The 12,771-nt window shown below is 72.3% G+C and carries 11 protein-coding genes; 8 read left to right on the plus strand and 3 right to left on the minus strand.

The window, feature by feature from the left end; translation table 11 throughout:
* Positions 1-4: 4 nt before the first annotated feature.
* Entirely contained in the window at positions 5-784 is a 780-nt protein-coding gene (locus tag WMR31_RS15535) for a putative protein N(5)-glutamine methyltransferase (protein WP_340539771.1), read from the plus strand.
* Here the strand turns inward: WMR31_RS15535 and WMR31_RS15540 are convergent.
* The gene (locus tag WMR31_RS15540; RefSeq protein ID WP_340539772.1) at positions 759-1,208 is read right to left on the minus strand and encodes a MarR family winged helix-turn-helix transcriptional regulator; all 450 of its coding nucleotides are present in this window, start codon (positions 1,206-1,208) and stop codon (positions 759-761) included. The two genes, WMR31_RS15535 and WMR31_RS15540, sit on opposite strands and share 26 nt — an antisense overlap.
* A 48-nt stretch (positions 1,209-1,256) precedes the next feature.
* Between WMR31_RS15540 and WMR31_RS15545 the strand changes: the two genes are divergently transcribed.
* Entirely contained in the window at positions 1,257-2,687 is a 1,431-nt protein-coding gene (locus WMR31_RS15545) for an MFS transporter (RefSeq protein ID WP_340539773.1), read from the plus strand.
* An 81-nt stretch (positions 2,688-2,768) separates the two neighbouring features.
* Complete coding sequence (locus tag WMR31_RS15550) at positions 2,769-3,821, plus strand: cysteine peptidase family C39 domain-containing protein (RefSeq protein ID WP_340539774.1); 1,053 nt, start codon at positions 2,769-2,771, stop codon at positions 3,819-3,821.
* Between the two features lie 194 nt (positions 3,822-4,015).
* Here WMR31_RS15550 and WMR31_RS15555 read toward each other — a convergent pair whose 3' ends face one another.
* Positions 4,016-6,880: an FAD-binding and (Fe-S)-binding domain-containing protein gene (locus WMR31_RS15555; RefSeq protein ID WP_340539775.1), complete on the minus strand. Its 2,865-nt coding sequence runs from the start codon at positions 6,878-6,880 to the stop codon at positions 4,016-4,018.
* Between the two features lie 16 nt (positions 6,881-6,896).
* On the opposite strand from WMR31_RS15555, the gene WMR31_RS15560 reads away from it, so the two are divergent.
* The 4 genes from WMR31_RS15560 to WMR31_RS15575 are packed head-to-tail and all read left to right on the plus strand — an operon-like array spanning position 6,897 to position 11,154.
* The gene (locus WMR31_RS15560; RefSeq protein WP_340539776.1) at positions 6,897-7,601 is read left to right on the plus strand and encodes a GntR family transcriptional regulator; all 705 of its coding nucleotides are present in this window, start codon (positions 6,897-6,899) and stop codon (positions 7,599-7,601) included.
* 11 nt (positions 7,602-7,612) lie between these two features.
* Entirely contained in the window at positions 7,613-8,119 is a 507-nt protein-coding gene (locus WMR31_RS15565) for a GNAT family N-acetyltransferase (protein WP_340539777.1), read from the plus strand.
* A gap of 58 nt (positions 8,120-8,177) precedes the next feature.
* Complete coding sequence (locus WMR31_RS15570) at positions 8,178-8,759, plus strand: TetR/AcrR family transcriptional regulator (protein WP_340539778.1); 582 nt, start codon at positions 8,178-8,180, stop codon at positions 8,757-8,759.
* A 40-nt stretch (positions 8,760-8,799) separates the two neighbouring features.
* Positions 8,800-11,154 (plus strand): MMPL family transporter, encoded by a 2,355-nt coding sequence (locus WMR31_RS15575; RefSeq protein WP_340539779.1) that lies wholly within the window; start codon positions 8,800-8,802, stop codon positions 11,152-11,154.
* 76 nt (positions 11,155-11,230) lie between these two features.
* Here WMR31_RS15575 and WMR31_RS15580 read toward each other — a convergent pair whose 3' ends face one another.
* Positions 11,231-12,259, minus strand: coding sequence for a pirin family protein (locus WMR31_RS15580; protein ID WP_340539780.1), 1,029 nt, complete (start codon positions 12,257-12,259; stop codon positions 11,231-11,233).
* 93 nt (positions 12,260-12,352) lie between these two features.
* Here WMR31_RS15580 and WMR31_RS15585 point away from each other — a divergent pair, with 93 nt between their 5' ends.
* On the plus strand, positions 12,353-12,766 hold the full coding sequence (locus WMR31_RS15585; RefSeq protein WP_340539781.1) for a winged helix-turn-helix transcriptional regulator: 414 nt from the start codon (positions 12,353-12,355) through the stop codon (positions 12,764-12,766).
* Positions 12,767-12,771 lie beyond the last annotated feature (5 nt).

A 12,771-nucleotide genomic window follows, 5' to 3' on the forward strand; every position in this document is an offset into this window, starting at 1 on the left:
GCGGGTGTCCATCGACGACGTCGTCCGCCGACTCCGCGCTGCGGGCTGCGTGTTCGCCGAGCAGGAGGCGACGCTCCTCGTCGAGGCCGCGGACGACGACGCCCACCTGCGCCGCCTCGTGAGTGCCCGGAGCGCCGGGCGACCGCTGGAGCACCTGTTGGGCTGGGCCGAGTTCGACGGGCTGCGGATCGTGGTCGCCGACGGTGTGTTCGTCCCGCGGCAGCGGACCCGGCTGCTGGTCGAGGTCGCGGCGGCACGAGCACCCAGGGGTGGCGTCGCCGTCGACCTGTGTTGTGGAAGCGGTGCTCTCCTGGTCGCGCTGGCAGCACGCCGGCCCGATCTCGAGGGTCACGCTGCGGACCTCGATCCCGCCGCGGTGGCGTGCGCCCGGCAGAACCTTCCTCCCGAGTGCGTGCACGCGGGCGACCTGTTCGACGCGCTTCCCGCCCGGCTGCGCGGCCGGATCGACGTCGTGGTGGCCAACGCGCCCTACGTGCCGACCGAGGCGATCGCGGCGATGCCGGCCGAGGCGCGCGACCACGAGCACCGGATCGCGCTCGACGGGGGCACCGACGGCCTCGACCTGCACCGCAGGGTGGCCGCCCACGCGGCGCGCTGGCTCGGGCCCGGCGGCCTGCTGGTCATCGAGGTGGCTCCGGCCCAGCTCGTCGCGGCGGCCTCGCTCTTGTCGACAGCGGGCTTCGACGTCGAGACGGTCACCGACGACGAGCGGGACGCGACCGCCGTGCTGGCGACACTCACCCGCGCTCGGAACGCTCGCTGATCGCTCGATCCCACGCGTCGTTGAGGGCCTGCAGGCCCTCGACCAGAACGGCGGTGGCCTCAGGGCCGAGCGCGTCGATCGCGGCCTGGATGGGCTCGGCGCGGATCCGCGCGTCGTGGTCGAAGGCCTCACGCCCTCGGGTCGTGGGCCGGATCAGCAGGCTGCGACGTCCCGCCACCTCGAAGCGCTCCAGCATGCCGGCGGAGATGGCCGCGTTGACCTGGCGGTTGACGGTCGACTGCTCGAGCTCGAGCTCGGTCGCGAGCACTCGGAGGGTGCGGGGCTCCCCGTCGTCGAGCAGGCGCAGGATGCGCCACGCCGAGTTCTCGAGCCGGGCGCCGGGGTGCACCGTGGCCCGGCGCTGCTGGAGCCGGGTGAGCTCGTCACCGAGAGCCACCAGCTCAGCGGGATAGGAGTCGGTCACGGTGGAGGATTGTGGCAGAGGCCGCATGTATGTGTACGGTACATATTCGTGGATTCCCGTCATTCGCGCGCGCTCCTGACCGTCGTCGTCCTGTGCTTCGGCGGCATGAGCGTGGCGCTCACCCAGACCCTCGTCATCCCGATCCAGGGCGAGCTGCCCGGACTGCTCGGGACGTCGGTGGCCAATGCGGGCTGGGTGGTCACGATCACGCTGCTCACCGCCGCGGTGGTGATGCCGATCGGCGGCCGGCTCGGCGACCTGTTCGGCAAGCCGCGAGTGATCACCGCGAGCGCGGCGATCCTCGTGATCGGCTCGATCGTGTGTGCGCTGTCCGACTCCCTGGTCCCGATGCTCATCGGGCGCGGACTGCAAGGCATGGCGATGAGCTTCATCCCGGTGAGCATCGCTCTCATCCGCGAGATCGTGCCCGCCGACATGGCCAACAGCGCCATCGCGGCCGTGAGCGCCACGCTTGGCGTCGGCGGCGCCATCGGTCTTCCCCTGTCCGCCTGGGTGGCCCAGACCTTCTCCTGGCACGCGCTCTTCTGGATGTCGGCGATCCTCGCCGCGGTGCTCACCATCGCCGTGCTCACACTCGTGCCGCAGGTCCACGACGGCCAGGGCGGACGGGTCGACGTCGGCGGTGCCGTGCTGCTGGCCGTCGGGCTGGTCGGCGTCCTGGTGGGCGTCTCGAAGGGCTACGAGTGGGGCTGGACGTCGCCCGGCACGCTCGCCTCGATCCTCGGCGGGCTCGTCGCGCTGGTGCTCTTCGGTCTGTTCGAGCTGCGCCAGAGCGAGCCGCTGGTGGACCTGCGGGTCACCGCGCGTCGTCCGGTGCTGCTGACGAACCTCGCCGCGGTGGCGATCGGCTTCGGCATGATGGCGCAGTCGATCGTCGTCCCGCAGCTCCTGGAGCTGCCGAAAGCGACCGGTCACGGCCTGGGCCAGTCGGTCCTCGAGGCGGGCCTGTGGATGGCTCCCGGCGGTCTGGTGATGATGGCCTTCGCCCCGATCTCCAGCAAGCTGATGACCGGCGTCGGCGCGAAGCGGACCCTCATGCTCGGCGCATCGGTGCTCGGCGCGGGCTACCTGGTGGCCTTCTTCCTCATGAACGCCCCCTGGCAGCTGCTGATCGCCTCGGCCGTGGTCTGCGCCGGGGTCGGGATCGGCTACGCCGCGATGCCGACGCTCATCTTGAACTCGACCCCGGAGCACGAGGCCGGCTCGGCAGTCGGCGTCAACGCCCTCATGCGCTCGGTCGGCACCACCGTCGCCGCCGCGGTGATGGTCTCCATCCTGTCGGGCTCGATCAACGCGATGGGGGTGCCGAGCCGCGACGCCTACGAGCTGTGCTTCCTGGTCGGCGCCGTGGCGGCGTTCGTCGGGGTCGCGATCACCGCGCTCGTGCCGCAGTCGCGCCGCAAGGACGCCGACGCGGACGCCGTCGAGGGCGAGCTTGACGAGGCGCTGCCCGCCTGACCCGCTGCCTGACGCTGGGCCCGAAACCAACCGGAAAACTCCGCTCCCGGAGGGCTCGGGAAGCGCCTACCGTCTGAGGGCATGACGGTCACGCATGGGATGGACACCGCGGCCGGGCTCACCGCGGGCGCGCAGCTGGAGTCCGGTTCACAGGAGATCGTGCGGATCGCCACCTCGGTCGGGCAGGCGCTCTACGCCTTCGACTGGTACGGCACCGACGCCGACGACACCCGGTCGACCTGGGACGGCACCTACCGACCCGACCTGGACGCGGTGGCTGCCGCCGTCGCCGAGATCGCGCGACTGATCAAGGCCGAGGCGCAGGCTCAGGACGAGGCCTCCGGCGAGGCCGCGACCACGGCAGGGGCCGGCGCCCTCGGGTTCTCCGGAGCACCCGCCGGCGCGCCCGACCCCCAGACCCAGAGGCTGATCGACCGCGCCCGCGCATCGGGACTGAGCGGAGACGCGCTCAACCGTTACACCCAGCAGCTGGCGGCGATGACCCCCGCCGAGCGCGCGGCCCTCGACCCGGCCAACTTCCGCGGCCCCCAAGCCGTGCAGCCCGACGGCACCACGTGCGGCTCCTCGAGCCTGGTGATGTCGCGGATGATCAACAACCCGGCGTACGCGATGCAGGTGATCACCGGCTACGACCCGACGACCGGGCAGACCACCGGGGGCACCGCGCAGGACCGCTTCGCCGCGGAGGCGCTGGCGATGCACGAGCGCACCAACGCCTGGCACGACCGCGACGGACACCTCCAGCCGGCCTGGCCGATGGGGCTCGGCACGGCTCCCGGGCCGCTCGCCAACGAGATGTCCGCCCCCGGCGGCTCCGGCGTCCCGGGCACGCAGTACGACGTCGACTACGTGCGCTGGGAGAACCCCGGCTCGAGCTACGACAAGATGCTCGCCGCCACGCAGGCCGGCCACACCGTCCCGGTCTACGTCGGCAACAACATCCACCCCGGACACATCGTGCTGGTCACCGGCGCCGACGCCAACGGCAACCTCACCTTCTACGAGCCGGGCGGTGGACAGACCGTCACGGTCAGCCGTCAGCAGTGGGAGTCCGGCCAGATCTCGCTGGGCGGCTGGGACAAGCCGTGGGCGATCGTGACACCTCGCAACTGAGCGAGCCGCGACGACGGCGACGTCGTCGGCCGGGTTCGGCGTTTCGTCGGGCGAGACGAGCCTCGGAGGTTGAGCAAGCCGGCGAGTGAGGAACGAACTCGCCGGCGCCGACGAAACCTCGCAACCGACCTCGCTGGCAACGCTGGCAACGACGGTCGCCGGGGTTTCGTCGGCGCTCGCTGGCGCTCGCTTGCTCAACCTCCGGCGGCGGGGCCTTCTCGATCGCCGGCGATCCGGGCGGGGTCGAGCAGCTGCGCGAGATGGATGGAGGGACGTTCGCGCAGGTCGGCGATCTGGGTGCGGCACGAGAAGCCGTCGGCGAGCACGAGGGCGTCGGGGGTGGCGTCGAGCGCGGGGAGCAGGTTCTGCTCGGCGACCGCCACCGACACCTCGTAGTGGCCGATCTCGACGCCGAAGTTCCCGGCCAGGCCGCAGCACCCGGCAAGTCGGGTGACCGTGGCCCCGGTGGACGCGAGCAGGGCGGCGTCGGCCGCCCAGCCCATGACGGCATGGTGGTGGCAGTGCGGCTGGGCGACCAGCGTGGTGCCGGACAGGTCCGGCGGGGTCCAGCCGGGGGTCTCGGCGAGCAGCTCGGCCAGGGTGCGGGTGGCGTCGGCGACGACGCGGGCGTCGTCGTTCGCCAGCAGCTCGAGCGCGTCACTGCGCAGGACGCCGGTGCACGAGGGCTCCAGCCCCACGATCGGGACGCCGGCGCGGGCCTCGGCAGCCAGCGCCGCGACGGTGCGGCCCAGGATCTTCCTGGCCGCGTCGAGCTGACCGGTGGTGATCCAGGTCAGGCCGCAGCACAGGCCGGCGTCCGGGAGCCGGGGCGCGTAGCCGGCGTCCTCGAGCACCCGGAAGGTGGCCTCGGCGACCTCGGGATCGAAGGAGTCGCTGAACGAGTCGACCCACACGATCACCGGAGTGCCCGCGGTCGAGCGGGAGACGTCCCGACGACGGAACGGCACCCGCGCGAACGCCGGCACCGAGCGACGCCCGTCGACGCCGGCCAGCCACAGCGCGAGCCGGCCGATGATCGGCAGCCGCGGCATCAGGTTCGCCAGGCGGGGCGCCCGGCCTATGAGCTTGGCCCAGAAGGGAAGGCGTCCCAGCGTGTAGTGCGAGCGGGGGCGGAGCCGGCGCCGGTAGCGCTGGTGCAGCGCCTCGGACTTGTAGGTGGCCATGTCGATGCCGGTCGGGCAGTCGGAGGCGCAGCCCTTGCACGACAGGCAGAGGTCGAGCGAGTCGTGCACCGCGGGCGCGTCCCACGCGAGCTCGCCGCGCACGACCTCCTGGAGGATGCGCGCGCGCCCTCGGGTGGAGTCCTTCTCCTCGCGGGTGGCCAGGTAGGACGGGCACATCACTCCCCCGGCGGCGGAGTTGTCGGCACGGCACTTGCCGACGCCGGTGCAGCGGTGCACGGCCTGGGCGAGGTCGCCGCCGTCGTGCGGGTAGGCCATCGCCAGCCGTCTCCGGAAGGGCGGCACGCCTGCCACCCGGACGTCGGCGTCGACCGGGTCGGGGTCGACCAGGACCCCTGGGTTGAGCAGGTTGTCGGGGTCGAAGGCCCGCTTGATGCCGGCGAACATCGCGATCGCCTGGGGTGAGTACATGTGCGGCAGGAGCTCGCTGCGGGCCCGGCCGTCACCATGCTCGCCCGACAGCGAGCCGCCGAACTCGCCCACCAGGCGGGCGGCGTCGGTGAGGAAGTCGCGAAGGACCACGGTGCCGTCGGGCCGGTCGAGCGGGTAGTCGAGGCGCACGTGCATGCAGCCGTCGCCGAAGTGGCCGAACGGCGCGGAGGTCATCCCGTAGGCGGCGACCAGCTCGTCGAAGCGGGCGAGGTAGGAGCCGAGCATCTGGGGCGGGACGGCGGCGTCCTCCCATCCCGGCCAGGCGGGCCGGTCGGCGGGCGAGCGGCCGGCCATGCCGGCGCCGTCCTCGCGGATGCGCCAGAGCCGCGCCTGCGTCGCGGGGTCCTCGACGACCAGGCTGTCGACGCCGAGCCCGGACGCCGCCAGCCGGCGCGCGCGGTCGAGCAGCTCGTCGCGGTCGTCGCCGGCGAGCTCGACGAACAGCCACGCGGCGCCGTCGGGGAGCGGTGGGACCGCGCCGTCACCGCGCCGGGCGCGGAGCACGGCGAGCAGCCGGGAGTCCAGCCCCTCGCAGGAGGTCGGCCCGTGCGCGACGACGGCGGGCGCGGCCTCGCCGGCCGCCACGATGTCGTCGAAGCCGAGCACCACGACCACGCGGATCGGGGCGTCGACGACCAGTCGCACGGTGGCCTCGGTGATCACGCCGAGCGTGCCCTCGGACCCCACGAGGGCCTGGGTGAGGTCGAACCGCTCGGGCAGCAGGTGGTGAGCGGCGTACCCGGACACCTGGCGGCCGAAGCGGTCGAACTCGGTGCGCGCGGTCGCGAGGTGGAGACCCATCACCTCCCGAGCGCTGGCCAGGACCGTCTCGCCGCCGTGCACCCACGGCACGCCCGCGGCGTCGTACCCGGTCTCGAGGGTGCCGCCGTCGGCGGTGAGCAGACGCAGCCCGGCGACGTTGTCGCTGGTGCGGCCGTAGGCCAGGGAGCGCGAGCCGCACGCGTTGTTGCCGATCATCCCGCCGATCGTGCAGCGCGGGTGGGTCGAGGGGTCGGGACCGAACCGGACGCCGTGCGCCATCGCCTGCTTCTGGAGCACCGCGTGCACGGTGCCCGGCTCGACGACGGCGGTTCGCGCCTCGGGGTCGATCGCCAGCACCCGGTTGAGGTGCCGGGAGAAGTCGAGCACGATCCCGCGACCCACGGCGTTGCCCGCCACCGAGGTGCCGGCGCCGCGCGACGTCAGCGGCGTCCCGGTCTCGCGGGCGATCGTGAGCGCCGCGGCCACCTCGTCGGCGTCGCGCGGGCGCACGACGACCAGGGGCGGGATGCGGTACAGCGAGGCGTCGGAGGAGTACATCGCCTTGGTGCCGGCGTCGTCATGGGCCTCCAGGCCTTCGCGGCGCAAGGCCCCGACGACGTCGGCTCCCTCGGCGCGTTCGAGGACGGCGGCCGACTCGCTCATGAGTAACATGTTACTCGTGCCCGACCTGGTCCTGCCAGCCGACGCCGCATCGCTCACCGACGCGGTGGTCGCCGCCGTGCGCGACGGCATCCAGCGGGGCGAGCTGACCCCGGAGGCGACGTACTCGGTCTACCAGCTGGCCGAGCTGCTCGGGGTGTCGCGGAGCCCGGTGCGCGAGGCCATGGTGCGCCTCGCGGACGCCGGCCTGGTCGAGATCGTGCGCAACCGGGGGTTCCGGGTGGTGCTGCCGAGCGCCGCCGACATCGAGGAGATCTTCGAGATCCGGCTCGCCCTCGAGCCGGCGGCCGCCGCGAGAGCCGCCCGCGTGGGCTGTCCGGACGCCGCGGCCCACCTGGCGTCGATGAGGGCGGCGGCGAGGGCCGGCGACGAGCCGGCCTTCTGGTCGGCCGACCGCGCGCTCCACCACGCGCTGCTCGTCGGCGCGGGGAACCGGCGCGCCGCGACGATCATCGAGCAGCTGCGCTCGACCACGGCCCTTCTGGGGCCGCCCACGACCGCGACCGGCCGCACCCTTGCCGACGTCCTCGCCGAGCACGCGCCGATCGTGGATGCGGTCCTCGCAGGAGAGCCGGAGCGCGCGGAACGGGCGATGCGCGGTCATCTGGCCCGCACCGCCGACCTCCTGATCGACGCGACCCGCATGAGCGATACTGAGGCGTGCCCCCCGCGACCAGCCTCCCGGAGACGACCGCGCGACTGACGCTGCGCCCGATGGACCTCGCCGACGTCGACGCACTGTGGCCGATGCTCTCCGACGCACGCATGTGGGCCCACCACCCCGAGGCGCGGCACGACTCCCTCGCGCAGACCCGGGCGTACGTGGAACGCGCGGCGGCTCGATGGGCGCGCGACGGCCTGAGCTACTGGACGATCGAGCTCACCGGGAGCGGAGAGGTCGTCGGATCGGGCGGCGTCCAGGTGCACCCGCGCGGGCACTGGAACCTGAACTACCGGATCGCGGTCCCGCACCAGGGCAACGGCTACGCGAGCGAGCTGGCCGGGGCAGCGCTCACCGCCGCCCGGATCATGGCTCCCGAACGCCCATGCATCGCCTGGATCGACGCGGACAACACCGCGTCCCGAGCTGTGGCGGCCAAGGTCGGCCTGGTCGACCAAGGGCTGCGCGAGGGCTCGGCCGACGACATCCTTCGCCTGGCCTACTCCGACCGTCCGCTCGACGCGCGGGTGTATCCGGCCGCGGGCCACTCGTCGGCGTAGCCGGGATCACATCGCGTCGGTTATGCACTCTCACCATCGATAGTGCAGACTGCACTCCGTGACCAAGAGTGCAACGGGCCGTGAGGCGACCTCACGGCGGATCAACCGCTGCGCCCTCCGGCTCGCCGACGAGCACGGGCTCGACGGCTTCACCATGGAGGACCTCGCCGAGGCCGCCGGGGTCTCGCGACGCACCCTGTTCAACTACTTCCCCGGCAAGGTCGACGCCGTCCTCGGACACTGGAAAGGCCTCGACGCGGCTGATGTCGAGACCTTCCGCGCCGGCGGACCGCACCACGACCTCATGCTCGACCTGCGCGAGCTGGTGATCCCGATCCTCGGCGAGAAGGTCGACGACCGCACCCGGATCGCCCAGGCCCGACGGGTCCTGCGCGGCAATCCGCGGCTGCTCGGCGCGGTCCACGATCGCTACGAGGCGGTGTGCGCCGAGGTGATCGACCACATCGTCGCCCGCGAGGGGGACGGCTTCCCCCGCGCTGACGCGCAGATCGCCGTGGCTGTGCTCGCCGGCCTTCTCGACGTCTCGCTCGACGCCTTCTTGAACGACACCAGCGGACGCCAGTTCTTCGACCACTTCGATCACAGCCTCGCCGCTGCCGCCCGGCTGCTCGGCAGCTGACCTCAGACCCCTCCACCCATACACAGGAGACACCACTACCATGGCCACCTATCTCTACCGGCTCGGCAAGACGGCCTACCGTCGCTGGCCGCTCTTCCTCGCGGCCTGGCTCGCCGTCTTCGTGGTGGTGGGCGGCGTCGCCGCCACCCTCTCGAAGCCGACGACCGACGCCTTCACCATCCCGGGCATCCCCTCGGAGGAGGCCGCCGACCTCCAGGCCGAGCTCTTCCCCGACAGCGTCGACGCGTTCGACCAGGCGACGGTCAACGTCGTCGTGGCGGCCCCGGAGGGCGAGCAGCTCTCCGACTACGCCGACGACGTCGCCGCCCTGGTCGAGGACCTGCGCGGCGTGGACCAGATGCCCGCCCCCGAGACGGTGGTCGACCCGGTGGCTGCGGCCGCCGCGGCCGCCGAGGCCCAGCAAGGCGCCCAGCAGGGCGGCCAGCAGGATGACGCCGCCGCCGGCGCCGCGGCCGCGATGGCCCCGATCTCCCAGGACGGCCGGATCGGCGTCATCACCTTCGCCTTCGACGTCGACACCGTCACCGACGTGAAGCCCGCGACGCAGGAGCAGGTCAAGGACCTCATGGCCGAGGCCCGCGACTCCGGCCTCACCGTCGAGGCCAACGGCCAGGGCATGGGCGAGTTCGCGCCGCCGGGCGGATCCGCGGAGCTCATCGGCATCGGCCTGGCGCTCATCATCCTCGTACTCACCTTCGGCTCTCTCGTCGCGGCCGGCCTGCCGATCGTCTCCGCGATCGTCGGCGTCGGGCTCGGCATGGCCGGCATCACCGCCTCGACCGCGTTCATGGACGTCGGATCGAGCGCCCCGATCCTGGCGACGATGATCGGACTGGCGGTCGGCATCGACTACTCGCTGTTCATCCTGGCGCGGTACCGGTCCGAGCTGGAGCACACCGAGGACCGCGAGGAGGCGGTCGGCGTCGCCGTCGGCACGTCCGGCTCGGCAGTGGTGTTCGCAGGCCTCACCGTGCTCATCGCGCTCGCCGCACTCGCCGTCGTGCGCATCCCGTTCCTCACCACGATGGGCATCGCCGCCGCGGCGACCGTCTTCCTCGCGGTGCTCGTGGCCCTCACCCTGCTGCCGGCGATCCTGGGCATGCTGAAGTCCAAGGCCTTCGGCGGCCAGGTGCGCAAGTACCGGCCCAAGCGCGACGAGAAGGGCCGCGTGCTGAACAACGGCGTGCGCTGGGCCCGCTTCGTCGGCAAGAAGCCGGTCGTCGCGGTCCTGCTGGTCGTGGTCGGCCTCGGCGCCCTGGCCATCCCGCTGAAGGACCTCTTCCTCGCCTTCCCGACCGACAGCACCGCCTCGCCGTCCACGACCCAGCGCAAGGCCAGCGACCTGCTCACCGAGGGCTTCGGCCCCGGTCGCGAGGCTCCCTTCCAGCTCGTGGTCGACCTGCGCGAGGTACCCGAGGCCGAGCGCGCCGCCACGACACAGGAGATCGTCGACTGGGCCGCGTCCCAGGACGGCGTCGCCGGCGCCGTCGACCTCGCGGCCCTGACCGCCCCGGCCGAGGGCGACCCCGCCGCCGCCGCGGCCGCCCCCGGGACGCAGATCCTCCTGCTGCCGGAGTACGGCCCGGACGAGCCGCAGACCAAGGACCTCCTCGAGGCGCTGCGCGGCGGCGAGGGCGACATCGAGGCGAAGACCGACACCGACATCGGCATCACCGGGCTCACCGCGATCACGACCGACGTGTCCGACCGGCTCAACGGGGCACTGGTGCCCTACCTCGCCGTCGTCGTCGGCCTGGCGTTCATCCTGCTGATGATCGTGTTCCGCTCGCTGCTGGTGCCGCTCACCGCGACGTTCGGGTTCCTGCTCTCGGTCCTTGCGACCCTCGGGTTCACCGTCCTGATCTTCCAGGAGGGCACCTTCGGGATCATGGAGGGCCAGCCGATCGTCAGCTTCATGCCGATCTTCCTGATCGGCGTGGTGTTCGGGCTCGCTATGGACTACCAGGTCTTCCTGGTCACCCGGATGCGCGAGGCCCACGTGCACGGCGCCTCCACCCGCGAGGCCGTGGTCGACGGCTTCCGCAGCTCGGCCCGCGTGGTCGCCGCCGCAGCGGTGATCATGACCGCGGTGTTCTCCGGGTTCATCCTCGAGGACGACGCGATCATCAAGTCGATGGGCTTCGCCCTGGCCGTGGCCGTGATCTTCGATGCCTTCGTGGTGCGGATGGTGCTGATCCCGGCGCTGATGTACCTGCTCGGCGAGAAGGCCTGGTACCTGCCGGCCTGGCTCGACAAGATCCTGCCCAATGTCGACGTCGAGGGCGAGAAGCTCGACCGGGCCCACATGTCCGGCCTGCACGGCGACGACGACCCGGACGCCGACCTCGTGCGCGAGCGCGAGCCGGTGCACTGAGCCTGCTGAGGCCGGTCCGAAATCGCCGAGTCGGCGTTTGTGTTAAGCACAAACGCCGACTCGGCGGCTTTTTGGGTCAGGCGCCGGGGCGTTCGAGGCGGCCGTCGCCGTGGCGGGCGAAGCGGGTCTCGTCCTTGGGGTGCACCGGCGCGGTGCTGTCCCACTCCCAGCCACCGAACTCGGTGCGCTGGTAGTCGAGGAAGGCCTGCCGGATCTCGGCCTCGGTGTTCATCACGAACGGGCCGTACTGGGCGATCGGCTCACCGAGGTCGACCGACTGGAGCACCAGCAGCACCGCGGGGCGGTCGCCGGCGGTGACGGTGACCGGCGCGACGTCGTCCTGCTCGTAGCCGAAACCGGTCGGCACCTGCTCGCCGTCGATCTCGACGCCGCCCTCACCGTGCACGTAGACCATGCGCACGGCCTCGGGGAGAGTCGCGGCCGGCAGCTCGACGCTGGCGCCCGGCTCCAGGTCGATCAGCCACACCGCGGTGTCCGAGGCCGCGTCAGCAGCCCAGGACGCCCGCGGCGCATCGAGGGCGGCCGCGCCGCCGTACGAGCCGGCGATCACGTGGACCCGCGCTCCCCCGCTCTCGACCACCGGGATGTCCTCGGCCCACTGCATCGTGAACTCGGGCGCGGCTCCCTTGCTGAGGGCCGGCAGGTTGAGCCAGATCTGGTAGATCTCGAACGGGTTCGGCGCATCGTCGCGGACCAGGGGGAACATCTCGGAGTGGCTCACGCCGCGCCCGGCCGTGACCCACTGGACGTCGCCGGGACCGTAGCGGGCCGAGGCGCCCGTGGAGTCGGCGTGGTCGACGTAGCCCTTCCGGACGATCGTGATCGTCTCGAAGCCGCGGTGCGGGTGCGCGGGGAAGCCGGGCACCTCGGTGCCGTGGTACATGCTCCAGCCCGAGGGGTTGCGCATGTCCTGGCCGAGCGGACGGTCGCTGAGATCGGCGTCCGGTCCCATCGCGCCATTGCCCTGCGGGTAGGCGTCGAGGTGGTGGCTGGCGAAGAGGAAGGGCCCGACGCCGCGCCAGGGACGGCCGAGCTCGACGACCCGGCCGGAGGTGGCCTGGGACTCGTGAATGGTGCTGCTCATCAGCTGAACTCCCGTCGTTGAGTGGTTGGTCACCCGTCTCAACAACGGGACTTCACTCTTGATTCCAGAGCAACTGGCGTTCACGCTGAAGCCATGGACGATCACGAGCCGGGCTACATCACCGTCGCCGACATCTGCGCCGGCGCCGGCAGCATCCGGGCCGCCCTGGAGACCGTGGGCGGCCCGTGGCCGATGGCGGTCCTCACCGCCCTGCGCCCTGGGCCGTGTCGCTACGGCGAGCTCAAGCAGGTCGTGGAGGGCATCAACGACCGCATGCTGTCGCAGACACTGCACCGCTTCCTGCGCGACGGCCTGGTCACCACCGCGCCGGTGACCCCGGGAGCCTCCCGTCGGCAGTACCTGCTCACCGATCTCGGAGGAGAGGTCGTGGCGGCCCTCGGCGTCTTCATCGAGGAGGTCGTCCGGCTCGCCCCACAGGTCGCGGCCGCCCGCGCACGCTTCGCCGAGTCGGCGCTTGCGTCGAACACAAACGCCGACTCGGCGTAGACGGG

It is taken from the genome of Nocardioides epinepheli (assembly GCF_037936805.1).
Lineage (GTDB): Bacteria > Actinomycetota > Actinomycetes > Propionibacteriales > Nocardioidaceae > Nocardioides.

What these genes read in the sequence shown, in the direction of transcription:
- WMR31_RS15550 (WP_340539774.1), top strand. Translation starts at nt 2,769, where the DNA reads ATGACGGTCACGCATGGGATGGACACCGCGGCCGGGCTCACCGCGGGC.
- WMR31_RS15555 (WP_340539775.1), bottom strand. Translation starts at nt 6,880, where the DNA reads ATGAGCGAGTCGGCCGCCGTCCTCGAACGCGCCGAGGGAGCCGACGTC.
- WMR31_RS15565 (WP_340539777.1), top strand. Translation starts at nt 7,613, where the DNA reads ATGGACCTCGCCGACGTCGACGCACTGTGGCCGATGCTCTCCGACGCA.
- WMR31_RS15575 (WP_340539779.1), top strand. Translation starts at nt 8,800, where the DNA reads ATGGCCACCTATCTCTACCGGCTCGGCAAGACGGCCTACCGTCGCTGG.
- WMR31_RS15580 (WP_340539780.1), bottom strand. Translation starts at nt 12,259, where the DNA reads ATGAGCAGCACCATTCACGAGTCCCAGGCCACCTCCGGCCGGGTCGTC.
- WMR31_RS15585 (WP_340539781.1), top strand. Translation starts at nt 12,353, where the DNA reads ATGGACGATCACGAGCCGGGCTACATCACCGTCGCCGACATCTGCGCC.